Annotated in this window: 23 protein-coding genes; 13 read left to right on the top strand and 10 right to left on the bottom strand. The window is 61.4% G+C overall.

Annotated elements, in window-relative coordinates:
* Nucleotides 1–62: 62 nt before the first annotated feature.
* A complete protein-coding gene (locus tag GIW79_RS05235; protein ID WP_236452484.1) occupies nt 63–704 on the bottom strand; it encodes an HD domain-containing protein in 642 nt (213 codons plus the stop codon).
* 248 nt (nt 705–952) lie between these two features.
* Here GIW79_RS05235 and GIW79_RS05230 point away from each other — a divergent pair, with 248 nt between their 5' ends.
* Nucleotides 953–1,918 carry a GlxA family transcriptional regulator gene (locus tag GIW79_RS05230; RefSeq protein WP_073451841.1) on the top strand — a complete coding sequence of 322 codons (966 nt, stop codon included), beginning with the start codon at nt 953–955 and terminating at the stop codon, nt 1,916–1,918.
* Nucleotides 1,919–2,046: 128 nt separating this feature from the next.
* Here the strand turns inward: GIW79_RS05230 and GIW79_RS05225 are convergent, their stop codons facing one another.
* Nucleotides 2,047–4,401, bottom strand: coding sequence for a penicillin acylase family protein (locus tag GIW79_RS05225; protein ID WP_236452480.1), 2,355 nt, complete (start codon nt 4,399–4,401; stop codon nt 2,047–2,049).
* 26 nt (nt 4,402–4,427) lie between these two features.
* Entirely contained in the window at nt 4,428–5,003 is a 576-nt protein-coding gene (locus tag GIW79_RS05220) for a DUF6436 domain-containing protein (protein WP_032894642.1), read from the bottom strand.
* Between the two features lie 98 nt (nt 5,004–5,101).
* Here GIW79_RS05220 and GIW79_RS05215 point away from each other — a divergent pair, with 98 nt between their 5' ends.
* Complete coding sequence (locus GIW79_RS05215) at nt 5,102–6,043, top strand: alpha/beta hydrolase (RefSeq protein WP_054896031.1); 942 nt, start codon at nt 5,102–5,104, stop codon at nt 6,041–6,043.
* Nucleotides 6,044–6,116: 73 nt separating this feature from the next.
* On the opposite strand, the gene GIW79_RS05210 is transcribed toward GIW79_RS05215, so the two are convergent.
* Entirely contained in the window at nt 6,117–6,869 is a 753-nt protein-coding gene (locus tag GIW79_RS05210) for a DUF2059 domain-containing protein (RefSeq protein ID WP_003195224.1), read from the bottom strand.
* 131 nt (nt 6,870–7,000) lie between these two features.
* On the opposite strand from GIW79_RS05210, the gene GIW79_RS05205 reads away from it, so the two are divergent.
* Together GIW79_RS05205 and GIW79_RS05200 are read left to right on the top strand one after the other, a co-directional pair.
* The gene (locus GIW79_RS05205) at nt 7,001–7,633 is read left to right on the top strand and encodes a 2OG-Fe(II) oxygenase (protein WP_054895976.1); all 633 of its coding nucleotides are present in this window, start codon (nt 7,001–7,003) and stop codon (nt 7,631–7,633) included.
* A 2-nt stretch (nt 7,634–7,635) separates the two neighbouring features.
* Complete coding sequence (locus GIW79_RS05200; RefSeq protein ID WP_057976424.1) at nt 7,636–8,118, top strand: DUF523 domain-containing protein; 483 nt, start codon at nt 7,636–7,638, stop codon at nt 8,116–8,118.
* 48 nt (nt 8,119–8,166) lie between these two features.
* Here the strand turns inward: GIW79_RS05200 and GIW79_RS05195 are convergent, their stop codons facing one another.
* Nucleotides 8,167–8,640, bottom strand: a complete 474-nt coding sequence (locus tag GIW79_RS05195; RefSeq protein WP_057976426.1) for a transporter substrate-binding domain-containing protein — start codon at nt 8,638–8,640, stop codon at nt 8,167–8,169.
* Between the two features lie 134 nt (nt 8,641–8,774).
* Between GIW79_RS05195 and GIW79_RS05190 the strand changes: the two genes are divergently transcribed.
* Nucleotides 8,775–9,215, top strand: coding sequence for a DUF4399 domain-containing protein (locus tag GIW79_RS05190; RefSeq protein WP_034128985.1), 441 nt, complete (start codon nt 8,775–8,777; stop codon nt 9,213–9,215).
* Between the two features lie 67 nt (nt 9,216–9,282).
* Here GIW79_RS05190 and serA read toward each other — a convergent pair whose 3' ends face one another.
* On the bottom strand, nt 9,283–10,512 hold the full coding sequence (serA, locus tag GIW79_RS05185; RefSeq protein ID WP_003195214.1) for a phosphoglycerate dehydrogenase: 1,230 nt from the start codon (nt 10,510–10,512) through the stop codon (nt 9,283–9,285).
* Nucleotides 10,513–10,717: 205 nt separating this feature from the next.
* Here serA and GIW79_RS05180 point away from each other — a divergent pair, with 205 nt between their 5' ends.
* The 4 genes from GIW79_RS05180 to GIW79_RS05165 all read left to right on the top strand — a co-directional run bounded on the left by GIW79_RS05180 (nt 10,718) and on the right by GIW79_RS05165 (nt 15,001).
* The gene (locus tag GIW79_RS05180) at nt 10,718–12,112 is read left to right on the top strand and encodes an FAD-binding oxidoreductase (RefSeq protein ID WP_005792341.1); all 1,395 of its coding nucleotides are present in this window, start codon (nt 10,718–10,720) and stop codon (nt 12,110–12,112) included.
* A 22-nt stretch (nt 12,113–12,134) separates the two neighbouring features.
* Complete coding sequence (locus tag GIW79_RS05175) at nt 12,135–12,800, top strand: fumarylacetoacetate hydrolase family protein (RefSeq protein ID WP_236452478.1); 666 nt, start codon at nt 12,135–12,137, stop codon at nt 12,798–12,800.
* 247 nt (nt 12,801–13,047) lie between these two features.
* Nucleotides 13,048–13,971: an SdiA-regulated domain-containing protein gene (locus GIW79_RS05170; protein WP_034128982.1), complete on the top strand. Its 924-nt coding sequence runs from the start codon at nt 13,048–13,050 to the stop codon at nt 13,969–13,971.
* A gap of 121 nt (nt 13,972–14,092) precedes the next feature.
* Nucleotides 14,093–15,001, top strand: coding sequence for an SdiA-regulated domain-containing protein (locus tag GIW79_RS05165; protein ID WP_236452477.1), 909 nt, complete (start codon nt 14,093–14,095; stop codon nt 14,999–15,001).
* Here GIW79_RS05165 and GIW79_RS05160 read toward each other — a convergent pair whose 3' ends face one another.
* Both GIW79_RS05160 and rpiA read right to left on the bottom strand, forming a co-directional pair.
* Complete coding sequence (locus GIW79_RS05160; RefSeq protein WP_236452474.1) at nt 15,002–16,948, bottom strand: autotransporter domain-containing protein; 1,947 nt, start codon at nt 16,946–16,948, stop codon at nt 15,002–15,004.
* A gap of 333 nt (nt 16,949–17,281) precedes the next feature.
* A complete protein-coding gene (gene rpiA, locus GIW79_RS05155; protein WP_034128979.1) occupies nt 17,282–17,953 on the bottom strand; it encodes a ribose-5-phosphate isomerase RpiA in 672 nt (223 codons plus the stop codon).
* Nucleotides 17,954–18,091: 138 nt separating this feature from the next.
* On the opposite strand from rpiA, the gene ilvA reads away from it, so the two are divergent.
* Together ilvA and GIW79_RS05145 are read left to right on the top strand one after the other, a co-directional pair.
* Complete coding sequence (ilvA, locus tag GIW79_RS05150) at nt 18,092–19,606, top strand: threonine ammonia-lyase, biosynthetic (RefSeq protein ID WP_089041493.1); 1,515 nt, start codon at nt 18,092–18,094, stop codon at nt 19,604–19,606.
* 40 nt (nt 19,607–19,646) lie between these two features.
* Nucleotides 19,647–20,060: a DUF2269 family protein gene (locus tag GIW79_RS05145; protein WP_236452456.1), complete on the top strand. Its 414-nt coding sequence runs from the start codon at nt 19,647–19,649 to the stop codon at nt 20,058–20,060.
* Nucleotides 20,061–20,165: 105 nt separating this feature from the next.
* Here the strand turns inward: GIW79_RS05145 and GIW79_RS05140 are convergent, their stop codons facing one another.
* The gene (locus tag GIW79_RS05140) at nt 20,166–20,822 is read right to left on the bottom strand and encodes an HAD family hydrolase (protein ID WP_054895972.1); all 657 of its coding nucleotides are present in this window, start codon (nt 20,820–20,822) and stop codon (nt 20,166–20,168) included.
* Between the two features lie 143 nt (nt 20,823–20,965).
* Between GIW79_RS05140 and GIW79_RS05135 the strand changes: the two genes are divergently transcribed.
* Both GIW79_RS05135 and ptsP read left to right on the top strand, forming a co-directional pair.
* Nucleotides 20,966–21,445, top strand: a complete 480-nt coding sequence (locus tag GIW79_RS05135; protein ID WP_003176750.1) for an RNA pyrophosphohydrolase — start codon at nt 20,966–20,968, stop codon at nt 21,443–21,445.
* A 22-nt stretch (nt 21,446–21,467) separates the two neighbouring features.
* Entirely contained in the window at nt 21,468–23,747 is a 2,280-nt protein-coding gene (ptsP, locus tag GIW79_RS05130) for a phosphoenolpyruvate--protein phosphotransferase (RefSeq protein ID WP_003195193.1), read from the top strand.
* 225 nt (nt 23,748–23,972) lie between these two features.
* Here the strand turns inward: ptsP and GIW79_RS05125 are convergent, their stop codons facing one another.
* A complete protein-coding gene (locus tag GIW79_RS05125; protein ID WP_197900325.1) occupies nt 23,973–24,719 on the bottom strand; it encodes an NRDE family protein in 747 nt (248 codons plus the stop codon).
* Nucleotides 24,720–24,773: the final 54 nt, after the last annotated feature.

Raw genomic sequence — 24,773 nt, 5'->3', positions numbered from 1 at the left:
GGTGCTGACTCACCGTCATCGCAGGCAAGCCAGCTCCCACATTTGATTGCATTTCAGGTTGATTACATCGCCCACGGCGACGTGCGGATCACCTGCACAAAATTCATCGGCTTGAACCCCGGCTCCTGGTCCACCAGCACGTCGGTCTTAACGTTGCCAAACGTGGTCTGCGGGCGATGGCGCAAGCCGTCGGCGAACGCGCAGATAATGCACTCCTTGAACCCTTCACCCCGTGGATGCGCGTGCACCACCGCTTCGCGCTGCGCGCTGCTGAACGCGGCGTAGTCCATGCCCAGCACGTCCATCTCCACACCGGCGGTCACCAGCGCTACGGTGGGGCGCAGGTGTTTCGGCACGCCCGGCGTGGTGTGCAGGGCGATGGACAACCACACTTGTTCGATATCGTCATCGCTCAACCCATAGGGCTTGAGAAATGCGGCGGCGGCGTTGGCGCCGTCCACTTCGAAGCGCTCGTCGTCACTGCGGTGGCCCTCCACCAGGCCCAGGTCATGGAACATCGCGCCGACGTAGAGCAACTCCGGGTCGTAGGCCAATTGCTTGCGCTCACCGCTCAAGGCGCCGAACAGGAAGACCCGGCGCGAATGGTGGTAGAGCAGGTCCGATTCGACGTCGCGGATGTATTCGCTGGTGGCCCTGGCCAAGGTGCTGTCAGGGATCTGGATACCGGCTATGGTGGTGCTCATGGTGGATCTCCTCTGGAAAGATTCCAGTCTGGTCCCATGACCCTGAAGCGGCTATCGCCACAGGGAGGCGATCCCGGCCAATGTGCCGCCACATCGTGCCAAGCATGTAGGCGATCCCCTGTGGGAGCTGGCTTGCCTGCGATAGCATCACCTCGGTGTACCTGAGGTACCGAGTCGTCTGCATCGCAGGCAAGCCAGCTCCCACAAGGGGGGCGCGTTTATCCAGTTGGAAAAAGGTGTTTGTGACCATGGGCAAAACCGTCGCCATCCTGATCTTCCCCGGTGTCCAGTCGCTGGACGTGACCGGGCCGATGGATGTGTTCTGCGAGGCCAACCGCTTCCTGGCGCCCGAGGATCACTATCGGCTGGAAGTACTCGGCTTTGGCCACGGCGCCATGGCGGCCTCCAACGGTTTGTCACTGCAGGCGCACAAGCACTACAGCGAAGCCCGGCAACCCTATGACCTGTTGCTGGTCGCCGGCGGCCCGCAGTTACCCTTCGAGGATTTCGGCTTCGAGTTTGACGCTTGGCTGCGCGCGGCCGCCGCGAAGGCGCAGCGCTTCGGCTCGATCTGCAATGGCGCCTTCATGCTGGCCCGCGCAGGTCTGCTGGACGGCAAGACCGTCACTACCCATTGGAACGATGCCGCCAGCCTGGCGCGCCTGTGTCCCTCGGCCCAGGTCGAAGCCGACCGTCTCTATGTGCAGGACGGCAAGCTCTACACCTCCGCCGGGGTCACGGCAGGTATCGACCTGTCGTTGTACTTGCTGGCCCAGGATCACGGCCCGGAAGTGGCCCTGAGCGTGGCCAAGCGCCTGGTGGTGTTCACCCAGCGCTCGGGCGGGCAATCGCAGTTCAGCCCGTTCCTCACGCCCCATGCCGAAACCACCTCGGCGGTGGCGCTGGTGCAGCTGTACGTGCTGGCCAACCTGACGGGAGACTTGACCATTGCCGACCTGGCCAAGGCGGCCAATATGAGTGCGCGCAATTTCTCCCGGGTGTTTGCCCGTGAAGCGCGGATTACGCCGGCGGAATTTGTCGAGAGGGCGCGCGTGGATGCGGCGCGCGTGATGCTTGAAAGCAGCCACGCACCGCTTAAGACCGTGGCCTTTCAATGCGGCTTTCGCGATGCCCAGCACATGCGCAGTGTGTTCAACCGCCGGCTGGGCGTCACGCCGCAACAGTTCAGGCTTAACTTTGCGGCGCCGGTTTGAGCGTGGGAACGATGCGTGATCGTTCCCACGCTCTGCGTGGTAACGCCTCTTGGGACGCTCTGCGTCCCGCTTCTAAGGGCGGACGCGGAGCGTCCATGGCTGCATTCCCACGCGGAGCGTGGGAACGATCATCGGGCGGGTAGCAGTTTCAAGGTGCCGCGGGTATTGGCCGTCACTTCCTCCTCACTGAAGTGCGCCTGCTCATACCTGCCCTCGATATAGCTCTGCGCCTGGTCGCCATAGTGCGTATCAAAGGGCACACCGCTTTGCCCGACCGGGTTGATGGTGAGGGCGTGGGCCGGGTCGGCGAAGTCGATCAGGCGCCGTGTCGACGGGCCGTAGGTCACAGGCCACGGCGCCGGACCAATCGGGGCGGTCTGGTTGTTCGGCACTTCGTGGCTGCCCGGTGCCGGGAAGGGGCCGACGTTGAAGATTTTATCCAGCGGTTTTTGCAGGCCCAGCGGGTGGCCGTGGGTCAGGGTGTGCGCCTTGCCCCACTGCCACTGTGCCGGGTCATCGCCGAACGTAGCCTTGAGGTGGGCCAGGCTATTGTCCCAGGCGAGCTTGACGGTGTCGGCCCGATTGCCGTTCCACCAGGGTGAGTCTGCCGACGCGGCCAGGCGTGGCAAGGCGGCGTCGATCACGCGGGTGCCGAGCAGGGTCTTGAACAAGGCATCGCCGAGTTTGGGGTGAAAGGTTGCGTCGCTGAGGTTGAAGAGCAACTGGTTGAACAGCGTGGCATTGGTGGAGTCCAGTGGGTAGTCACCCTTCCAGTTGGCAAGCTGTTCCACCAGTTTGAGTTGCGCCGGGTCCTTGACCACCTCGCGCAGCACCGGCAACAGCGGCGCCAGCAGGCGTGGGCCGTAGGCGGTGGTGGTGCCCAGTTGCAGGGCCTGGCTGTTGGTCACATCCCACTTCACGCTTGTGTCGCTCAACTGCGTGTTCAACTGCTGGCCGCGGTCAGCCAGGTTGTAATAACCGGGGATCGGCATGCCGGTGGGCGATGCCGGCTGGGCATTGGCGGACACCACATAGCCGCGCGGCGGGTTTTCTTCCTGGGGGTTGGCACTGAAGGGGTAGAAACCCAGCTTGTCGGCCTGGGCAGTGCTGCCGTCGAGGATGAACGCCGGGTTGGCGCCGGCCGGGCGGATCGGCAACTGCGCCGCTGCCCACCAACCGATATCGCCCTTGGCATTGGCCCACACGATGTTCAGGCCTGGCGCCGAAACCTTGGCGGCTGCGGCACGTGCCTTGGGCAGGGTGTCGGCACGGTTGAGCTGATAGAAACCATCGAGGATCGGGTTTTCACTGTCCAGGAACGCCCACCACATGGCAATCGGTGTGCTGCCGGCGTTATCACCGAGCACGTCGTTGATGATCGGGCCGTGGGGCGAACGGCGCAGGGTGAGGGTTACCGGCGCCTGGCCCTTGACCTGGATCTGCTGCTCGCTGCTGCTCATGTCCACCCATTGGTCGTGGTACCAGACCTGGTTGGGGTTGTCCGGATTGACCTTTTCGGCGATCAGGTCGAGGTCGTCGTTCTGGAACATGGTCAGGCTCCAGCCGAAGTCCAGGTTGTGCCCCAGGAACGCCACCGGTACCAGCGCGTTGTGGTAGCCGTACAACTCGAAGCCTGGCGCCGACAGCTGCGCCTCGTACCAGACCGAAGGCACCGAGAAACGGATATGTGGGTCACCCGCCAGCAACGGTTTGCCGCTTTGAGTATGGCTGCCGCTGACGGCCCAGGCATTGCTGCCTTCGAACTGCGGCAGGCCGTTGTCGGCCAGGGCCTGTTCGCTCAGGGCGGCGATGGCGCCAAGCGTCTGCCAATCGCTGGCCGCCAAGTTGAGGGCCCCCTTGGGTTGCCAGTCGAGATCGAAGACGTTCAAGTAGGCGCTGCCCAGCCGGTCGCGCACGTAGGTCAGTACCGGCTCGGTACGAAAGGCTGCGGCAAAGCTGTAGGCCATGTACCCGGCGACGCTGATGCTGTCTTCGGCGGTAAACGGGCGCTTGGCGATGCCCAGCACATCGAATTCCATGGGGCTGGCGTGGCTGTCCTGATACTGGTTGATCCCGTCCAGGTAGGCTTGCAGGGCCTTGGACGAGGCTGAGCCAGGGTCCATGTGTTCCACATAGCTCAAGGCACGCTCGCGAATGCGCAGGCTGCGAAACAGTTTGTCGGTCTCCAGCAGCTTGGGCCCCAGCACCTCGGCCAGTTCGCCACGGGCCAGGCGCCGCATGATCTCCATCTGGAACAGGCGGTCCTGGGCATGCACATAGCCCAGGGCGCGGTACAGGTCGGCTTCGTTTTCGGCGCGGATATGCGGTACGCCACGGTCGTCGTAGCGCACCGTGACCGAGCCTTGCAGGTGCGCCAGCGTCACCGTGCCCTGGCGCGTGGGTTGTTTGCTGTAGACGTACCAACCGACGCCCAGGGCGACCAGCACAATCAGCACCGCAAAAACCTGCAAGACGCGCTTCATGAACATTCCTTACCAAAGTGGACGGACTACAGATCCTTAGGCCACGAACAATAGCAGCCTACCGCGAGGGTGTGAGTGGCATTCACTTCGCGTCCGGCTCCGAGGGCCTTGAGAATTGGCTCGATAAAACTGTTGCTGGCGTTGCACGTCAGGCCTTCGCTGTAGGGGCCGAAATACGCCAGCTTGCCGGTGCGGTCCCAAATGCCCACGGCCGGGCTGGCGGGGATCTGGTCCGCGCCGGGCAGGGCATCGAGGACTTTCAGATGGCGCAGGTTCTCGGGCAACTGGCCGTGGCTGCCGGGTTTTTGCAGGGCATAGAACTCCACCCCTTGGGGCGCGTACTGCTCGATCAACTCGCCCAGGTGTTGCTGGTTACCGACATTGCACGGGCACGCCGGGTCCCAGAAGTGCACCAGGCGAATCGGGCCAGGGCCGCTGAGAGCGGCGGGCAGTTGCAGCGCATCGCCGGAAAATACCGCGGTGTGTTCGCTGAAGGCGCGCAGGTAGCGGCCCTGGAACCAGTCATAGGCCGCCCACAGCACCCCGGCGCAGATAACCAGGATCAGGCTGGCGAACAGGGCGTTACGGTAGGGCGGTCGCATTGGATGTATCCTCGCAGGTCGCGTAGCTTGCCATGCTTGTCCTGACAGATGAATATCGCAGCTCGATATTCATCTTCACCGCAAGTCTGGAAGCCTTTATGCCCGTCACCTTTGACCCTGATCATCTGCGCGAAAGCTTGCGCCCCCTGGTGGATGCGCAGCCGCTGTCAGCCGAGGCGAGGGTTTACCAGCGTTTCTACGGGCTCGACCTAGCCGCACGTCAGGTGCCGGCGGTGAGCCGCCTGGGGCGCTTGCAGGTGGATGGGTTCGAGGTGGTGGCCCAGGTCTGGTGGCCGCCAGCGCCAGTGGCGACGATGTTCCTGTTCCACGGTTTCTACGATCACATGGGGCTGTATCGCCATGTGGTGGATTGGGCGTTGGACCAGGGCTTCGTGGTGATCGCCTGCGACCTGCCTGGCCATGGCTTGTCCAGCGGCGCACGCGCCAGCATCGATGACTTTGCGGTGTACCAGAGCGTGGTGCAGGCCTTGTTCGTCGAGGCCAAGGCGCTGCAATTGCCGCAACCCTGGCACCTGTTCGGGCAAAGCACCGGCGGCGCCATCGTGGTGGACCATCTGCTCAACCACGGCGCCCAAAGCCCGGCCCAGGGCAAGACCTTCCTGTTGTCGCCGTTGGTGCGGCCGCGTGCCTGGGGTTGGTCGCAGGTCAGCTATTACCTGCTGCGCCCGTTCGTCAAAGGCATCGCCCGGCGTTTCAGCGATAACTCCAACGACCCTGCGTTCAAGCCGTTCCTGGAAGCCGACCCGCTACAGCCTCGCCAACTGCCTACCGCCTGGGTGGGTTCGCTGGCGCGCTGGATCAAACGCATCGAAGCCGCACCACGCAGCCCCCGGCGCCCGGTGATCGTGCAGGGTGAGGAAGATATGACGGTGGACTGGCAGCACAATTTGCAGGTGTTGCGGGGTAAGTTCGACCGGCCTGAGGTGTTGATGCTCAAGCAGGGGCGGCATCACTTGGCCAATGAAATTCCGCAGATTCGCGAAGCATATTTTAACTTCCTCACGGATCACCTGAAATAACGCAGTCCAAATGTGGGAGCTGGCTTGCCTGCGATAGCGGTGTCACTGGCAGGCAAGCCAGCTCCGACAGGGTTTACTGTGTCAGGCTTGAGGTGCTTTGACCAACGGCAAGCCCTGCGCGAATGGCTGCAAGGGCGGCCTGGTAATACGCCTTGCCCTCCGGCGACTCGGCAAAGGTGGCGAACTCTTCCAGCTCCGGGTCGGACAAATCCCGATAGACATACAGCAAGGTATTGTTCAAATCCTTGTCGATCTGCTGCATCAACCGCTCACGCTGGCCATTCAACATTCCTTGCGCCTGACCGCCGCCGAGCAGGCCTGGGATCATCTGGCTCAAGCTGTCGGCCGCCACGCCCGCAATCGCCAGGCTGACCTCGGCGCCGGCCTCGCGGGCGGGCAGGGCCTGGGCCAAGTGGCCGATGATCAGGCTGCGGGTGGCATCGGCTTCAAGTTTAGGCAGACCCTGGGCGTTTTTTGCCAGTTGGTCGCGGCGCGTGGCCAGCAACTCGGCGGCGACGATCTTGCGGCCCAGGGGCGATTGGAAAAACGCCAGGGCAGGTTTCGGGTCGGGCAAGTGCTTGCGCAATTGCGCCTCGGCACGCTGGTCCATGGCCTGGGCGGCAAAGCGTTTATTGCTGTTGTCCACCAGCGCCTGGTACACCACCGGCGGCAGGCTATTGCGGTAGCGCTGCTGGGCGGCACTGAGGGCGTCATTGAAGTGCGCACGTTGTTCAGCCCAGCCGGCGACCTTGTACAACTGGTCATGGCCGTCTGCCCAGGCGGGCAAAACGCAGAACATCAACACAGAAAAAAACAAACGACGCATAAGGACTCCTGTCAGTCGGCCACTATTGTCCGTGTCGGGCGTAGGATTTGTCGAGAAGTCCTATCAGTCACCTGACTAAAGTGTATTCAGACGCTCAACGGCGCTGTCGGATTTTCAGGCGTATGGATACTATGCGCGCCATGCAAATACCCCTCGAACACCCGCTGCTGCAACGCATCGTCGACGACTTGGCCGAAAAAGGCTGGTCGCAGCAAAATGGCTTCCTGCCCCAGGCTCTGACCCTGGAGCTGGCGGCTGAGTGCCGTAAACGTGCGGCGCAAGGTGAACTGGCACCCGCAGCAGTAGGTCGTGGGCCGGCCCAGGAGATTCGCGAGGGCATTCGCGGTGACCATATCCAGTGGTTGGAGGAGGGGGACGCGCCTATCTGCGATACCTACATGGGCGTGATGGACGGCCTGCGCCTGGCGATGAATCGCAGCCTGTTCCTGGGCCTGGAAGATTTCGAAAGCCACTTCGCGATGTATCCGCCGGGCGCGTTTTACCTCAAACATGTAGACCGTTTTCGCGACGATGACCGGCGCATGGTCTCGGCGGTGATCTACTTGAACGACGCCTGGCTGCCCGAGCATGGCGGCCAACTGCGCATGTACCTCAAGGGCGGTGTCGAATACGACGTGGTGCCCACCGGGGGCTGCCTGGTGGTATTCCTGTCGGGCGAGGTGCCTCACGAAGTCCTGCCCGCTACGCGCGAACGCCTGTCCTTGACGGGCTGGTTTCGCCGGCGGGGCAACGAGCCGTTTTAAACATGGAAAAGATTCTGGTCAGCCGCTGCCTGCTCGGGCACAAGGTGCGCTATGACGGCGGGGCCAGCGGCCCGTTCGATCAACTGGCGGCGTGGCAAGCTGAAGGTCGCGTGGTTGCCATCTGCCCGGAAGTGGCGGGCGGCTTGCCCACACCGCGGCCCTCGGCCGAAATCCCAGGCGGGCAGGGCATCGACGTGTGGGAAGGCCGCGCCCAGGTGCTGACGGCCGAGGGCGAAGACTTCACCAGCGCCTTTCTCGACGGTGCCCGCCAAGCCTTGGCGCTGGTGCAACGGCATCACATCCGCATCGCCATTCTCAAGGCCAACAGCCCATCCTGCGGCAATCTGTTGACCTATGACGGCACCTTCAGCGGGGTGAAGGTCAGTGGCGAAGGCGTCACGGCGGCGCTGCTCAAGCGCCATGGTGTGCAGGTGTTCAGTGAGTTGCAGTTGCCTGAGGCGGCGGCGGCCCTCACGCAGCTTTAAGAAGCTTAAACAGATCAAATGTGGGAGCTGGCTTGCCAGCTCCCACATTTATTGCACCTTGAGCCATTTCTGCGACAGCGCCTTCAACCGGCCATCGTCCTTAACCCGCTTCAACGCCCCGTTCAAACTGGTCTTGAACGCCGGGTTGCCCTTCTGGAACGGGATCGCCAATGCCGGCTTCTGGTGATAAGGCTCACTGAAATCGAAACGATCCTCAAGCTCGGCAGTCATAGCCATATGGTTAATGGCCACGTCGTACTTGCCGGTTTCCACGCCGGAAAGCAGGTCAGCGTTATCGGTGGTGATAAACGAGGAGCGCACCTCCATTTCCTTGGCCAGCAGTTCACCCAGCTCCACTTCAAAGCCGGCGAGTTTGTCGCCCTCTTTGAAATTGTACGGCGGAGTATTGGCTTCCAGGGCGATGCGCAGTTCACCGCGATCGTTTACGTCGTCAATCAGTTCGGCATGAGCCAAGGGGCTCAGAAGAGCAAGCAACAGCAACAGGCCAGGCGAAAAGCGCATGGTCACTCCTAAAGAATTCGTACAGGCGAGGCGCCGTTCAGCAACGTTTTGTTATGGTGTCGGGTGCCTTGGACCGCAATTTATCGCGAAGTTGTCATAACCCTACAGATTTCACAGAAAAACTGGAGAAGCGAATGAAAGCCCTTTTGTCCCGTGCAACGATTGCCAGCCTTTTGCTGGGTACCTCGATGTTGGCCAGTGCCGCAGACCTTCCTCGTACGCCTGCGCCTGAAGGTGCCGAAGTGTTCATCGTCTCGCCGAAAGATGGCGCCACCGTTGATAAAACCTTCACCGTCAAATTCGGCGTCAAGAAGCTGGACCTGGAACCGATCGACAAGCAAGTGCCTAACGCCGGGCACCACCATCTGTTGGTAGACCAGAAGGTGGAGTCGCTCAACGCCAATGAGGCGATCCCGGCCACGCCTACCTCGATTCACTTCGGCAAGGCGCAGACCGAAACCGAGCTGACCCTGACGCCAGGCAAGCACACCCTGCAACTGGTGGCCGGCGACAACGTGCATCGCCAGTTCGAACCCACAGTCGCCTCGAAAGTGATCACCGTTAACGTCAAATAAGCGTTATTCGGGCAAAAAAATGGGAGACCCCTGCGGGTCTCCCATTTTTTATCCAGCGCTTGAAGCCTTAGAACAACACGCGGCTACGAATAGTGCCGTTGATGTGCTGCAGCTTCTCTTGCGCCAGGTCCGAGTACTCGGCGTCGACGTCGATTACCACGTAGCCGACCTTCTCGTTGGTCTGCAGGAACTGACCGGAGATGTTGATGCCGTTTTCCGCAAAGACCTTGTTGATCTCCATCATCACGCCAGGGATGTTCTGGTGGATGTGCAGCAGACGGTGCTTGCCCGGGTGAGCCGGCAGGGCCACTTCCGGGAAGTTGACCGACGATACCGAGGTACCGTTGTCGCTGTACTTGACCAGTTTTTCCGAGACTTCCAGGCCGATGTTGGCTTGGGCTTCAGCGGTGGAGCCGCCGATGTGCGGGGTCAGGATCACGTTGTCCAGGCCACGCAGCGGGCTTTCGAAGATGTCATCGTTGGAGCGCGGCTCCACCGGGAACACGTCGATGGCAGCGCCGATCAGGTGCTTGTCCTTGATCGCGTCGGCCAGGGCATCCAGCTCGACCACGGTGCCGCGAGCGGCGTTGATCAGGATCCCGCCTTTCTTGATCGCGCGGATTTCCTTCTCACCGATCATCCACTGGGTCTCGGCCGTTTCCGGAACGTGCAGGGTGACGATGTCGGACATGCCCAGCAGCTCGGTCAGGCTGGCCACTTGGGTGGCGTTGCCCAATGGCAGCTTGGTCAGGGTGTCGTAGAAGAACACCTGCATACCCAGGCCTTCAGCCAACACCGACAGTTGCGTGCCGATCGAGCCGTAGCCGACGATGCCCAGCTTCTTGCCGCGGATTTCGAAGGAGTTGGCCGCGCTCTTGATCCAGCCGCCACGGTGGCAGGAAGCGTTCTTCTCAGGGATACCGCGCAGCAGCAGGATGGCCTCGGCCAGCACCAGCTCCGCTACGGAACGGGTGTTGGAGTACGGTGCATTGAACACCGCGATGCCGCGCTCGCGCGCTGCATTGAGGTCGACCTGGTTGGTGCCGATGCAGAAACAGCCGACAGCCACGAGTTTCTTGGCGTGGTCGAAGATCTCTTCGGTCAGCTGAGTGCGGGAGCGAATGCCGATAAAGTGCGCGTCGGCGATCTTTTCCTTGAGCTGGGCTTCCGGCAGAGAACTGGTGATGTACTCAATGCTGGTGTACCCGGCGGCTTTCAGAACGTCGACAGCCGATGGGTGGACGCCTTCCAGAAGAAGGAACTTGATCTTGCTCTTATCGAGAGAAGTCTTGCTCATCTGCGTAAACCTGTATCCCGGAGAAAATTGGCAGGGAGTCGAGCAGCGCAAGCTGACCCGGACGGCAGGAAAGCCGTCACCGCAGAAACGCCCTTTGGGTCTGTCCTGCGGGGGCGGTATGCTAGCATACGCACCCCGCTAAACACCTATTCCTGCGACGTGAAGCGTTCTCAGGATGACCATGAATTGTTCGAGAGTTCTGTCGATGACCCATCCTGCCCTGATTGATGAGCTAAAGACCCTGGTTGAGCCCGGCAAAGTGCTGACCGACGCCGACTCCCTGGAGGCTTACGGCAAGGATTGGACCAAGCACTTCGCTCCCGCACCTAGCGCCATCGTGTTCCCCAAGACCACCGAGCAGGTACAGGCCATCGTGCGTTGGGCCAATGAGCACAAGGTGGCGCTGGTGCCATCGGGCGGGCGCACCGGTCTGTCGGCCGCTGCCGTTGCCGCCAATGGCGAAGTGGTGGTGTCGTTCGACTATATGAACCAGATCCTCGACGTGAACCTCACCGACCGCACCGCCGTGTGCCAGCCGGGTGTGGTCACCAAGCAACTGCAGAACGTCGCAGAAGAAAACGGCCTGTATTATCCGGTGGACTTCGCCTCGTCCGGTTCCAGTCAGATTGGCGGCAATATCGGCACCAATGCCGGCGGGATCAAAGTGATTCGCTACGGTATGACCCGCAACTGGGTGGCCGGCATGAAGGTCGTCACCGGCAAGGGCGATGTGCTGGAGCTGAACCGCGACCTGATCAAGAACGCCACCGGCTACGACATGCGCCAGCTGTTTATCGGCGCTGAGGGCACCCTGGGCTTTGTGGTCGAAGCCACCATGCGCCTGGACCGTGCGCCAAAGAACCTCACGGCGATGGTGCTCGGCACGACTGATTTCGACTCGATCATGCCGGTGCTGCACGCCTTCCAGAGCAAGCTGGACCTGACCGCCTTCGAATTTTTTTCCGACAAGGCCCTGGCCAAAGTCCTTGGCCGTGGCGACGTGCCGGCGCCGTTCGAAACCGAGTGCCCGTTCTACGCATTGCTGGAATTTGAAGCCACCACCGAAGAAGTCGCCAACCACGCCCTGGAAACCTTCGAACATTGCGTGGAGCAGGGCTGGGTGCTGGATGGCGTGATGAGCCAGAGCGAAACCCAACTGCACAACCTGTGGAAACTGCGCGAGTACATCTCCGAAACCATTTCCCACTGGACGCCGTACAAGAACGACATCTCGGTGACCGTGTCGAAAGTGCCAGCGTTCCTGAGCGAAATTGACGCGATCGTCGGTGAACACTACCCGGACTTCGAAATCGTCTGGTTCGGCCATATCGGTGACGGCAACCTGCACCTGAACATCCTCAAGCCGGAAAACCTGAGCAAAGACGAGTTCTTTGCCAAGTGCGCCACCGTGAACAAGTGGGTATTCGAGACCGTCGCCAAGTACAACGGCTCGATCTCCGCCGAGCACGGCGTGGGCATGACCAAGCGCGATTACCTGACCTACAGCCGTTCACCGGTTGAAATCGAATACATGAAGGCCGTCAAAGCCGTGTTCGACCCTAACGGGATCATGAACCCTGGCAAGATCTTCGCTGTTTAATCGCACCTGAAGGAGTCGTTCCATGAGCTACCAGCACAAGTATGTCGACGGCACCAACATCCACTTCCCGGTGGGTAAAGTGGTGTGCATCGGGCGTAACTACGCCGAACACGCCAAGGAACTGGACAACCCGGTGCCCACCGAGCCGCTGCTGTTCATCAAGCCGGGCAGCTGCGTGGTGCCGTTGGAAGGCGGCTTTGCCATTCCGACCGAACGCGGTTCGGTGCACTACGAAGCGGAAATCGCCGTGTTGATCGGCAAGCCTTTGTCCGCCAAGCCGAGCCGGGAAGAAGTGCTGGACGCCATCTCGGGCTTCGCCCCGGCCCTGGACCTGACCCTGCGCGACAAACAGGCCGAGCTCAAAGCCAAGGGCCTGCCGTGGGAAATCGCCAAGTCTTTCGATGGCGCGGCGGTGATTGCCCCCTTCGTGGTCAGCAGTACCTTTGCAGACGTGACCGATATCGGCATTCGCCTGAGCATCAACGGTGAAGTGCGCCAGGACGGCAACAGCGCGCAGATGCTCAAACCGATTGTGCCGATGATTCAGTACATGGCGGGTTGCTTCTCCCTGCAGGCGGGCGACGTGATCCTGACCGGCACCCCGGCGGGCGTTGGCCCGTTGAATGTGGGGGATGAAGTGGTGTTGGAGCTGGCGGGTGTCAATCGCTTCGAAAGCGTTGTGCGCTAAATCACTGCCAAACTGCAATTAAACTGTGGGAGCGGGCTTGCCCGCGATGGCAGTGTGACAGTCACTGAATAGTTGACTGAACACCCTCAATCGCGGGCAAGCCCGCTCCCACAGTTGTTTGTGTACATCTGCAGGATCCGGCGTTTTGCATTTTTTTCACACGCCATCCGGATAATTCCCTGCTCTTGCGCGCGGTTCCTTGAATCCTGTGCTATCCCCTAAAGCTCACTTTCCGGAAAAGCGCTCAATGGTCGTGCCTCTGCCCACTTCGAAAACCTCGCTCCGCTCCCGCTTGTCCATGCGCTGGTATTCCTGGGTGTTCTTGGCCGGTGCCATTTTGTACGGCGTGGCCTGGGCCATGCACTGGGACGATCGCGGTCTGCTGTGGGTGCTGGAGCGTTTCGAGAGTTCGGCTGAGCGCCGGGAGAGTGTGTGGCTGCCCGACTATCACGCGGTGATCGACGCCAAGTTGCTGCCCGGTATGGAGAAGGATGAGGCTTCGGACCTGTCCTACAACCCTCAGACCAAAACCCTGTTTTCGGTGATGGGCAAGAACCCCTTCCTGGTCGAGTTGAGCCTGCAAGGCGATGTGTTGCGCAAAATGCCGCTCAACGGTTGGAACAATCCGGAAGGCGTGGCGGTGATGGAAAACGGCTTGATGGCGGTGGTCGATGAACGCGATCACAGCCTGACCGTGGTCAAGGTCGACGCCGGCACTACGGCGCTGAACAAGGCCGATTTCCCCAGCCATGACCTGGGCCCGTCCAAAGATCAGAACAAAGCCTTTGAAGCCGTCACATGGGACAAGCGCAACCAGCAGCTGGTGCTGGGCGAAGAGCGTCCGCCGGCCTTGTTTACCTGGAAAAGCGATGGCAATACGCTGACCGGCGACAAGCAAAAACTGGCCAGCACCGAACTGGATGTGCGCAACCTGTCGGCCCTGTCCATCGACCCACGTACCGGGCATTTGCTGGTGCTGTCGGCCGATTCCCACCTGCTGCTGGAACTGGATGAAACGGGCGAGCAAGTCAGCTTCATGACCTTGCTTGGCGGCTTCAATGGCCTGAAAGACACGATCCCACGTGCCGAAGGCGTGACCATGGACGAGAGCGGCAATCTGTACATGGTCAGTGAGCCAAACCTGTTCTATCGCTTTGAAAAGCAGAAATAACTGACGAATTACGTCAGAGTTTTCTTTATAAACGGCATTCGCCAGGCAGTCCGGTGCGTTTAAGTTTAAATTCAGGTGACCTTGATATCTATTCGCCAGTTTTTTCTCTGAGCCCGCCCCGATGCGTCGACTTGCCCGCCCCAAACCTGTTGTTTTTATCCTGCTGTTGCTCGCCTTGGTCGCTGCCGGGCTGGTGGCACAGCAGTTCCGCCTGTTCGAACGCGCCTGGTTCAACTGGCAGGTGTGGTACGAGCCTGCGGATGAGCGCGCCATTGGCCTGGCGGACTACCGTGTCACCCTCGAAGGCCAGGTGATCGAAGGGCTCGACGACGATGTCTCGGCCCTGACCTACGACCCCGTGCGCAAAAGCCTGTTTACCGTCACCAATAAAAACGCCGAACTGGTCGAGTTGTCGCTGGAGGGCAAGATCCTGCGGCGCATTCCGCTGGTGGGCTTTGGCGATGCCGAAGCGGTGGAATTTATCAGCGACAACATCTACGTCATCAGCGATGAGCGCCAGCAGCGCTTGATCAAAGTGCATGTGGACGATGACACCACGTTCCTCGACGCCGCCGATGCGGAGCAAATGACCCTGGGCGTGCACGTTGGCGGCAACAAAGGCTTTGAAGGGTTGGCCTACGACTCGGTGGGCAAGCGCTTGTTCGTGGCCAAGGAACGCGACCCCATGCTGATCTACGAGGTGCACGGGTTTCCCCATTTCAAGCCGGAAAAAACCTATTCGGTACATGTGATCAACAACCCCAAGCGCGATGCCGGGCTGTTTGTGCGCGACCTGTCGAGCCTGCAATACGACGAGCGCAGTGGCCATCTGTTGGCGCTGTCGGATGAGTCGTTCCTGGTCTTGGAGCTGGATATTGATGGCCGCCCTCTAAGCAGTCTGTCGTTGCTTAAAGGGCGCCATGGCCTGAGCAAGCGCGTGCCCCAGGCCGAAGGGATCGCCATGGATGACGACGGCACGCTGTACATGGTCAGCGAGCCCAACCTGTTTTACGTGTTCAAGAAACCCTGATCAGAACATCCATTGCACGCCCAGCGAATAACCGGTCTGGCTGCCTTCAGCATGCCCTAGGCGGCCATTGACCTCGGCAAACACGCCCAACTGTGGGGTGATCGCCAGTTGGCTGCCGAGTTGTGCGCGAGCGAAGCTTTTATCCACTGAGCCCAGCCTGGCGGTGCGGGCCTGGCCATCGGCGCGTGCGGTGAGTTGCAGGTCGTCCAGGCGGCCGTCGGCCAATTCCTTGACCCAGGCGATGTCGCCGTAGGGCATCAGGTTCAGGCCATAGGGCAGGGCAACAGCGCCGCGCACGCGCCAGCCGAGGCTGGCTTCCAGCGAGTCGAAAGACTGCTCTTCGTACTCCAGGGCCGTGCGCAGGTTCTGCTTTTCGTGGAACTTGTCGATGCGGTAATGGCTGTAGTCCAGGCCGGCGAACGGCCCGCTCTTGATCGCGCCAAAATCAAAGTCATAGCCACCCAGCACCCGTGCGCCCAACGCCAAGGCATCGGTGTCGCCCGTCAGTTGCTGATTGAGCAGGATCGGCCCGCCATTGGCCTGGATGACCAGGTTGCGCTTGGAGTCGAAGCGCGTGTGGCCCACGCTCAGGTCACCGGCCAGCCAGCTTGGCCCGCCATCGTTGAGCAGCGCATAGACGGCTGCCTGCCAGGTGTCGCTGTCGAGCTTGCCGCGATGCTCCAATTTGTCGCGCCCATTGAGGTAGCTGAGGCTGGCGCCGATATTCAAGCTTGAAGTCAGTTGGTAGTCGCCGAGGGCATGCAGGCCCACGCGCCGGGCTTCGGGGTTGGGGGCACTGTCGAAGCCGCTGTCCGGGTTGTATTCGCCATCCACCCCGATCTCGCCATCGAAGCTTGCGACCTCGCGGCTGGCCGCTTGCAGGGTCAGCCAGCGGCGATCATGCAGGCGCACCAGGGCCTGATGCTGGCGCTGCAGGTTGTCTTGCATATTGCGCGCAACGGCACCGCCAGAAGCGGTCGAGGCCATCAGGTCGGCGTTGGTCAGTTCCAGCACCAGGCGGCTGAGCAGGCGTGAATAGTCACGCAGGCGCTGGTCGATGCGCGCCTGGCCGAACGCATCGGTCAGCACGGCTTTGTTGTCTTCGTTCGGGTCGTGCCAGGTCGAGCCGCCGGGGATTTTCGGGTTGTCGGTCTGGGTGTAGCCGTCCAGGTCGCCCAGTTCCCAGTTGGTGGCCTCTATATAAAGGATCGGGATATTCAGCGGTTCGAACGCTTCACCATCGCTGCAGCAGCCCGTGCCCTTCGGGTACTGCGGGTCGAGGCCGGGGTTGCTGAACAAGGGAATGTTCAACTCCTTGGCGATCTGGAAGGCGTGCTCGCGCAAGGAGGCCAAGGCCGGGTTGGCGGTGCTGTTCTGGCCGGCGTGGGCATACATCATGTCGCCGGTGATCAGGCTGTCGAGGTTGATCATCGCGAGCATGTTGGCGCGCTGGCTGGCGCTGAGTGAGTCGACAAAGGCACGGGAGCCGCGCAGGCCTTCTTCTTCGGCGCCGAAGCCAACGATTTGCAGGCCATTTTCCAGTGACAGGCCGCCGAGGTTCTTCGCCACCTCGGTCAACACGCTGGCGCCGGAACCGTTGTCATCCAGGCCTTGCAGGGTCGGGCGGCCGAAGTAAGTGTCGAAGTGCGCGCCAATCACCACGTACTGGGCCTTGGTACCAGCGGCAGAGGCCACTACGTTTTGCGAAGCCCGGCTGCCGTTGTTCCAGGTGAAGTCCTGGCGGCTGAAGTTATAGGCCGTGCCCATCTGGCTCTGCATCCAGTCGGCTGCCCCGGCAAAATTTGCCGTGCCTCGATATCGGCCAGGGTAGTCGTTGATCAGTTTTTCCAGGGTGGTGTTGGCGTGCTGGCCGTAATCGTAGGCCTGGGTATGCGTGGACAGCAGGGCACCGGCAACGCTGATGGCGAGGGCTAGAGGCTTTATCACAAGGTCTTCCTTGAGGTGATGGGAATGTGCAAGCCCAGACCCTTTGCACAATGCGCGCCTCATTCCATGGGCGGCTGCGAATTGGCGCATTGTTAAACGCGTGGGTCGCGTGGCTGTAATTTGTAACGGATTGGATACCAGGCGTGGCAGGGGATGCCGTGACAGAGCGCACGGTTTTGGCGAGGAGTGCTGCGAAAAGTAGCGTTTTTGTTACATCGCTCTAGAGTCGAGCGCTAACACATGTGGGAGCTGGCTTGCCTGCGATGGCATCGCCTCGGTATCCATTGATACACCGAGTCGTCTGCATCGCGGGCAAGCCCGGCTCCCACAGGGTCAGGCCTTGAGGGTTTTCACGCCTTCCGGGGTGCCCAGCAGCAATACATCCGCCGGGCGCGCTGCGAACAGGCCGTTGGTGACCACGCCCACAATGGCGTTGATCTGCGTCTCAAGCTCCACCGGGTTGGTGATCTGCATATTGAACACGTCGAGGATGATGTTGCCGTTGTCGGTCAACACACCTTCGCGGTACACCGGGTCGCCGCCCAGTTTCACCAGCTCGCGGGCCACGTGGCTGCGGGCCATGGGGATGACTTCCACCGGCAGTGGGAACGTGCCCAGCACGGGAACCAGCTTGCTTGCGTCGGCGATGCAAATGAAGGTCTTGGCCACGGCCGCGACAATCTTCTCGCGGGTCAGGGCCGCGCCGCCGCCTTTGATCAGGTTCAGGTGCTCGTCGCTTTCATCGGCGCCGTCGACGTAGAACTCCAGGTCGCTCACGGTGTTGAGCTCGTACACTGGAATGCCATGGCCCTTGAGGCGGGCGGCGGTGGCTTCGGAACTGGCCACGGCGCCGTCGAACGCGCCCTTGTGCCGGGCCAGTGCGTCGATAAAGCAGTTGGCGGTGGAACCGGTGCCGACACCGACGATGCTCTTGTCGTCGAGCTTAGGAAGGATTAAATCGACAGCGGCCTGGGCCACTGCCTGTTTGAGTTGATCCTGGGTCATGCGGGCTCCGGAACGGGCGGGGAATTAACGAGGGCGGCGAGTATAACCCAACAAAACCTCGGGATTCGTGTGGTCGCCCGGCCAAACGCTGGGTTAGACTCCTTGGCCCTGCCCAACCCGTGAAGTAGATGCCTGCCGATGCTTGAACACTACGTCAAAAAAATCCTCACCTCGCGCGTTTACGACATCGCCGTGGAAACCCCCTTGCAGACTGCCCGCCAGCTCTCCGAGCGGCTGGGTAACAAGATTTGGCTCAAGCGCGAAGACTTGCAGCCGGTGTTCTCGTTCAAGATTCGCGGCGCCTACAACAAGCTGACCCAGCTCAGTGCCGAAGAACGTGCGCGCGGCGTCGTCACCGCGTCGGCCGGCAACCATGCCCAGGGCCTGGCCCTGGCGGCCAAGGTGCTGGGGGTGAAAGCCACCATCGTGATGCCCAAGACCACCCCGGAGATCAAGGTCGAAGGCGTGCGCTCCCGTGGCGGCAAAGTGGTGTTGCACGGTGATTCCTTCCCGGAAGCCCTGGCCTACTCGCTCAAATTGGTCGACGAAAAAGGCTACGTCTACATCCACCCCTACGATGATCCGCACACCATTGCCGGGCAGGGCACCGTGGCGATGGAAATCCTGCGCCAGCACCCAGGGTCGCTGGACGCGATTTTCGTACCGGTGGGCGGCGGCGGTCTGATCGCCGGGATTGCGGCGTACGTGAAATACCTGCGCCCGGAGATCAAGATCATCGGCGTGGAGCCGGACGATTCCAACTGCCTGCAAGCCGCCATGGCGGCGGGCGAGCGCGTGGTATTGCCGACCGTCGGCCTCTTTGCAGACGGCGTGGCAGTGGCGCAGATCGGCCAGCACACCTTCGACATCTGCAAAGACTATGTGGATGAAGTGATCACCGTCAGCACCGATGAAATCTGTGCGGCGATCAAGGACATCTACGACGACACCCGCTCCATCACCGAGCCGGCGGGTGCGCTGGGCGTGGCCGGGATCAAAAAGTACGTCGAGACCCGCGGTGTCAGCGGCCAGACCTTTGTCGCCATCGACTCGGGCGCCAACGTCAACTTCGACCGTTTGCGCCATGTGGCCGAGCGCGCCGAACTCGGTGAAGGCCGTGAGGCCATTATCGCGGTGACCATCCCCGAGCGGCCGGGCAGCTTCAAGGCCTTCTGCGAGGCGGTGGGCAAGCGCCAGATCACCGAATTCAATTACCGCTACCACTCCGGCAGCGAAGCGCACATTTTCGTCGGCGTGCAGACCCACCCGGAGAACGACCCGCGCAGCGCGTTGGTGGCCAGTTTGACCAGCCAGGGTTTCCCGGTGCTGGACCTTACCGAGAACGAACTGGCCAAGTTGCACATTCGCCATATGGTCGGCGGGCATGCGGCCAAAGTCAGCGACGAGCTGGTGTTTCGTTTCGAGTTTCCGGAGCGGCCGGGGGCGTTGTTCAACTTTCTCCACAAGCTCGGCGGGCGCTGGAACATCTCGATGTTCCACTACCGCAACCACGGCGCGGCTGACGGCCGAGTGGTGGCGGGCTTGCAAGTACCGGCGGACGAGCGCCACCTGGTGCCTGCCGCGCTGGCGCAAATCGGTTACCCGTACTGGGATGAAAGCGAAAACCCGGCTTACCAGCTGTTCCTCGGTTGAGCGACTACGCTGACTGAGCGGCCTATAAGGAATAGAGACCATGGAAACGCTGACTACCCTCAAGGTGATCCACATCACCGCCACCGTATTGCTGCTGCTCAGCGGCCTCGGCCTGGCCGTATTGGCGTGGCGTAAACGCAGCGCCGGCCCGGCCGCGACCGTGCAGCGCCCCTGTGCATTTATATGGCTGCTGATGGGGATTTGCCTGGTGAGCATGCCCTTCACCGGCTGGTGGCTGGTGCACCTGCTCGGCTGGCCATTGGGGCAAACCTGGATCTTGGGCTCCAGCATCCTCTACACCGTGGCGGCGCTGGCCTGGTTCTGGCTGGTGGCGCGGCTCAATCGGCTGCGCAAGGGCGAGGGCGGGAGCCTGAATTTCACCCTGGTGCTGGCGGTGGTCAGCCTGGTGGGGTTTGTGGCGATTGCAGGGCTCATGGGCGCCAAGCCTGTTTGAAACCGCGTCGCCTTCATCGCAGGCAAGCCAGCTCCCACACTTGACCGGATTCCAACATGAGAACAGGGTCAAAATGTGGGAGCTGGCTTGCCTGCGATAGCGTTGTCAGCTGCGCAGCGTAATCACCGGCCAACCCCGTTTCTGGGCCTCAGCACGAAGATTCGGATCCGGATCCACTGCCACCGGGTGCGTCACCTGCTCCAGCAACGGCAAATCATTCATCGAATCGCTGTAGAAGTAGCTGTCTTCCAGGCTATGCCCGGTTTCTTCCAACCAGCGGTTCAAACGCGTCACCTTGCCCTCGCGAAAGCACGGCACATCGGTGCTGCGCCCGGTATAACGGCCATCCACCATTTCGCACTCGGTGGCGATCAGAGTCTCGACGCCCAGGCGGGCGGCAATTGGCGCGGTGACGAAGCGGTTGGTGGCGGTGATGATCACCAGCTTGTCACCGGCGGCGCGGTGCTTGGCCAGCAGTTCAACGGCCTTGGGAAGCATGATGGGCTCGATGCAGTCGCGCATGTAGTCGTTGTGCCACGCGTCCAGCTGGGCCATCTCGGTGCGGCCGAGGATTTCCAGGCAGAAGTTCAAGTAGGCGGCGTTATCCAGCCGGCCGGCCAGGTAGTCCTGGTAGAACTCGTCGTTGCGGGCCTTGTAGGCTACCGCGTCGAGAATCCCGCGTTCACACAGGTAATCGCCCCAGGCGTGATCGCTGTCACCGCCCAGAAGGGTATTGTCCAAGTCGAATAAAGCCAGGCGCATTGCAGTTACTCGCTGAAAAGTCTGTAAAAAGGCGTCCAGAATACGGTCTTTTCACAAGAGTGCACATAAGGTAAGAAGCCTCGTTGCCGCTGGAACAACCTTTGTGGAACAATGCGGCGACATGCGTTTGCGAGGTTGTTGCCGTGATCGACCCCGATGGTTTCCGTCCTAATGTCGGCATTATTCTGACGAATGATGCCGGACAGGTGCTATGGGCTCGCCGAATCAACCAAGATGCCTGGCAGTTTCCTCAAGGTGGAATCAACCCCGACGAAACCCCTGAAGACGCCTTGTACCGTGAGTTGAACGAAGAAGTCGGCCTTGAGCGCGAAGATGTGCAAATTCTGGCCTGTACCCGTGGCTGGTTGCGCTATCGTTTGCCGCAACGCCTGGTGCGTACCCACAGCCAACCGCTGTGCATCGGCCAGAAGCAGAAATGGTTTCTTTTGCGCCTGATCTCCAACGAGCAGCGGGTGCGGATGGATTTGACCGGTAAACCGGAGTTCGATGGCTGGCGCTGGGTCAGCTATTGGTATCCGTTGGGCCAGGTGGTGACATTCAAGCGCGAGGTTTATCGTCGCGCTCTCAAAGAGCTTGCCCCGCGCCTTTTAGCGCGCGACTGACGACGGAGTTCGACCCCGAGCCATGCTCAATACGCTGCGCAAGATCGTCCAGGAAGTTAACTCCGCCAAGGATCTCAAGGCGGCGTTGGGGATTATTGTGTTGCGCGTCAAGGAAGCCATGGGCAGCCAGGTCTGCTCGGTTTACCTGCTGGACCCCGAGACCAACCGTTTTGTGCTGATGGCCACGGAGGGCTTGAACAAGCGCTCCATCGGCAAGGTCAGCATGGCGCCCAATGAAGGTCTGGTGGGCCTGGTGGGGACGCGTGAAGAACCCCTGAACCTCGAGAACGCGGCCGATCACCCGCGTTATCGCTACTTTGCCGAAACCGGTGAAGAGCGCTACGCCTCGTTCCTTGGCGCACCGATCATTCACCACCGCCGTGTTGTCGGCGTGTTGGTCATCCAGCAAAAAGAGCGTCGCCAGTTCGACGAAGGCGAAGAAGCCTTCCTGGTGACCATGAGCGCGCAACTGGCCGGGGTTATCGCCCACGCCGAAGCGACCGGCTCGATTCGCGGCCTGGGGCGCCAGGGCAAGGGTATCCAGGAAGCCAAGTTCGTCGGCGTACCGGGTTCGCCAGGCGCCGCGGTGGGTACCGCGGTGGTCATGCTGCCGCCAGCCGACCTCGATGTGGTGCCGGACAAGAGCGTCAGTGACATCGACGCCGAGATCAAACTGTTCAAGACCGCCCTCGAAGGCGTGCGCGCCGACATGCGCAACCTGTCGACCAAGCTGGCCACCCAGTTGCGTCCCGAAGAGCGTGCGCTGTTCGACGTGTACCAGATGATGCTCGACGACGCGTCCCTGGGTAACGAAGTCAAGACCGTGATCAAGACCGGCCAGTGGGCCCAGGGCGCGTTGCGCCAGGTGGTCACCGATCACGTCAACCGTTTCGAAATGATGGACGACGCCTACCTGCGCGAGCGGGCATCGGATGTGCGCGACCTGGGGCGCCGTCTGTTGGCGTACCTGCAGGAAGACCGCAGCACCAACATGGTCTTCCCCGATAACACCATCCTGGTCAGTGAAGAATTGACCGCCACCCAGCTTGGCGAAGTGCCTGAAGGCAAGCTGGTAGGCCTGGTCTCGGTATTGGGCTCAGGTAACTCCCACGTGGCGATCCTGGCCCGGGCCATGGGCATCCCGACGGTGATGGGCCTGGTGGACCTGCCGTACTCCAAGGTCGATGGCATCGACATGATCGTCGACGGGCATCGCGGCGAGGTATTCACCAACCCCAGCGACGTGCTGCGCAAGCAATACGCCGAGGTGGTGGAAGAAGAGAAGCAACTGGCCCAGGGCCTGGATTCGCTGCGCGAGCTGCCGTGTGTCACCCCCGACGGCCACCGCGTACCGCTGCTGGTCAACACCGGCCTGCTGGCGGATGTAGCTCGTGCGCAACAACGCGGCGCCGAAGGGGTGGGTCTGTACCGCACCGAAGTGCCGTTCATGATCAACCAGCGTTTCCCGAGCGAGAAGGAGCAGCTGGCGATTTATCGCGAGCAATTGCAAGCCTTCCACCCGTTACCGGTGACGATGCGCAGCCTGGATATTGGCGGCGACAAGTCACTGTCCTATTTCCCGATCAAGGAAGACAACCCCTTCCTTGGCTGGCGCGGTATTCGCGTTACCCTCGACCATCCCGAAATCTTCCTCGTCCAGACCCGTGCCATGCTCAAGGCCAGCGAGGGCTTGAACAACCTGCGTATCCTGCTGCCGATGATCTCCGGCACCCATGAACTGGAAGAGGCCCTGCACCTGATCCACCGCGCCTGGGGCGAAGTGCGCGACGAAGGCGCCGATGTGCCGATGCCGCCGATTGGCGTGATGATCGAAATCCCTGCGGCGGTGTACCAGGCCAAGGAACTGGCGCGGCAGGTGGACTTCCTGTCGGTAGGCTCCAACGACCTGACCCAGTACCTGCTGGCCGTGGACCGTAACAACCCACGGGTGGCCGACCTCTACGACTACCTGCACCCGGCGGTGCTGCAAGCGCTGCAACACGTAGTGCGCGACGCCCATGCCGAAGGCAAGCCGGTGAGTATCTGCGGCGAAATGGCCGGTGACCCGGCGGCGGCGGTGCTGTTAATGGCTATGGGCTTTGACAGCCTGTCGATGAACGCCACCAACTTGCCGAAAGTGAAGTGGATGCTGCGCCAGGTGGAATTGAGCAGGGCCAAGGATTTGCTCGCCGAGTTGATGACCATCGACAACCCGCAAGTTATCCACAGCTCGCTGCAATTGGCGCTGAAAAACCTGGGGTTGACCCGAATGATCAACCCGGCCTCGGCCAAAACCCTGTAGGAGCGAGCTTCTAGCAGATCGTTCCCGCGCTCTGCGTGGGAATGCAGCCCTGGACGCTCCGCGTCGGCTTTTAGAGCGTGACGCAGAGCGTCACAAGAGGCGTTCCCACGCAGAGCGTGGGAACGATCAATGCGCCAGGTGGAATTGAGCAGGGCCAAGGATTTGCTCGCCGAGTTGATGACCATCGACAACCCGCAAGTTATCCACAGCTCGCTGCAATTGGCGCTAAAACATCAGGTCCACCTCACCCAGCCGCCCCCCGTGCGGGCCAAAGCTGCGCTCCAGCATCCGCCGCGTCCCATTGGCATTCACGATCAGCGCCGTGCTCGCCCGTGTCCCATAACTGGGGCTGGCGATAAACACGCTCGACAGCAGGCTTTCGGTCGCCAGGCCTACGCCGGTGTCCGGCAACTCAGCAAACGGGGCAGTCTGCGGGTCGCTGAGAATTCCCAGCAGTGCCTCAGGCTCGGGGTTTTCCAGCACGGCGCTGAACGCTGCTTTGGCCTTCACCAGCTTCGGCCATGGCGTATCCAGCCCGGCATTGGATAACCCGTACACCCCAGCCTTCAATCGCGTCGGCTCGGTATCATTGGCGTTGTAGTGCCACAGCTCATCCCGCGTGCCCACCAGCAGGTTGAACCCGGCATATTCAATCGAGCGGCCATTTACATCGGCCAAATAATCGTCGATCGGCAGCGAACCGCTGAGAAACCGCGCAACCAGTTCGCCGCGAGACTTGCGTGCCGGTGGCTGGTGCGGGTCGCGGATGTTGGTCAAGGCGGCAAAGCGCCCATCCGCGTTCATCCCTAGCCAGGTGCCCCCGGCCTCCTGATCGCGACCGGCATAGACCTGGGGCGCATCTGCCCACTGGGCCAGCGGCAGGCTGGGGCGGGCGTAGAACTCATCGCGGTTGGCCGCAACGATCAGCGGTTGGGCATGGCCCGGTCGCCAGGCGAAAACAATCAGGCACATCGGGTGACCCCTTTTGTGTTTTTGCCACTCTACCCACAGACGCGCCGGTGTTCC

This window comes from Pseudomonas sp. PA-7-1E (assembly GCF_021605325.1).
Taxonomy (GTDB): Bacteria; Pseudomonadota; Gammaproteobacteria; order Pseudomonadales; family Pseudomonadaceae; genus Aquipseudomonas; species Aquipseudomonas fluorescens_BV.
Note: the sequence above shows the minus strand (reverse complement) of the source record. Positions and strands in the feature narration are given on the sequence as shown.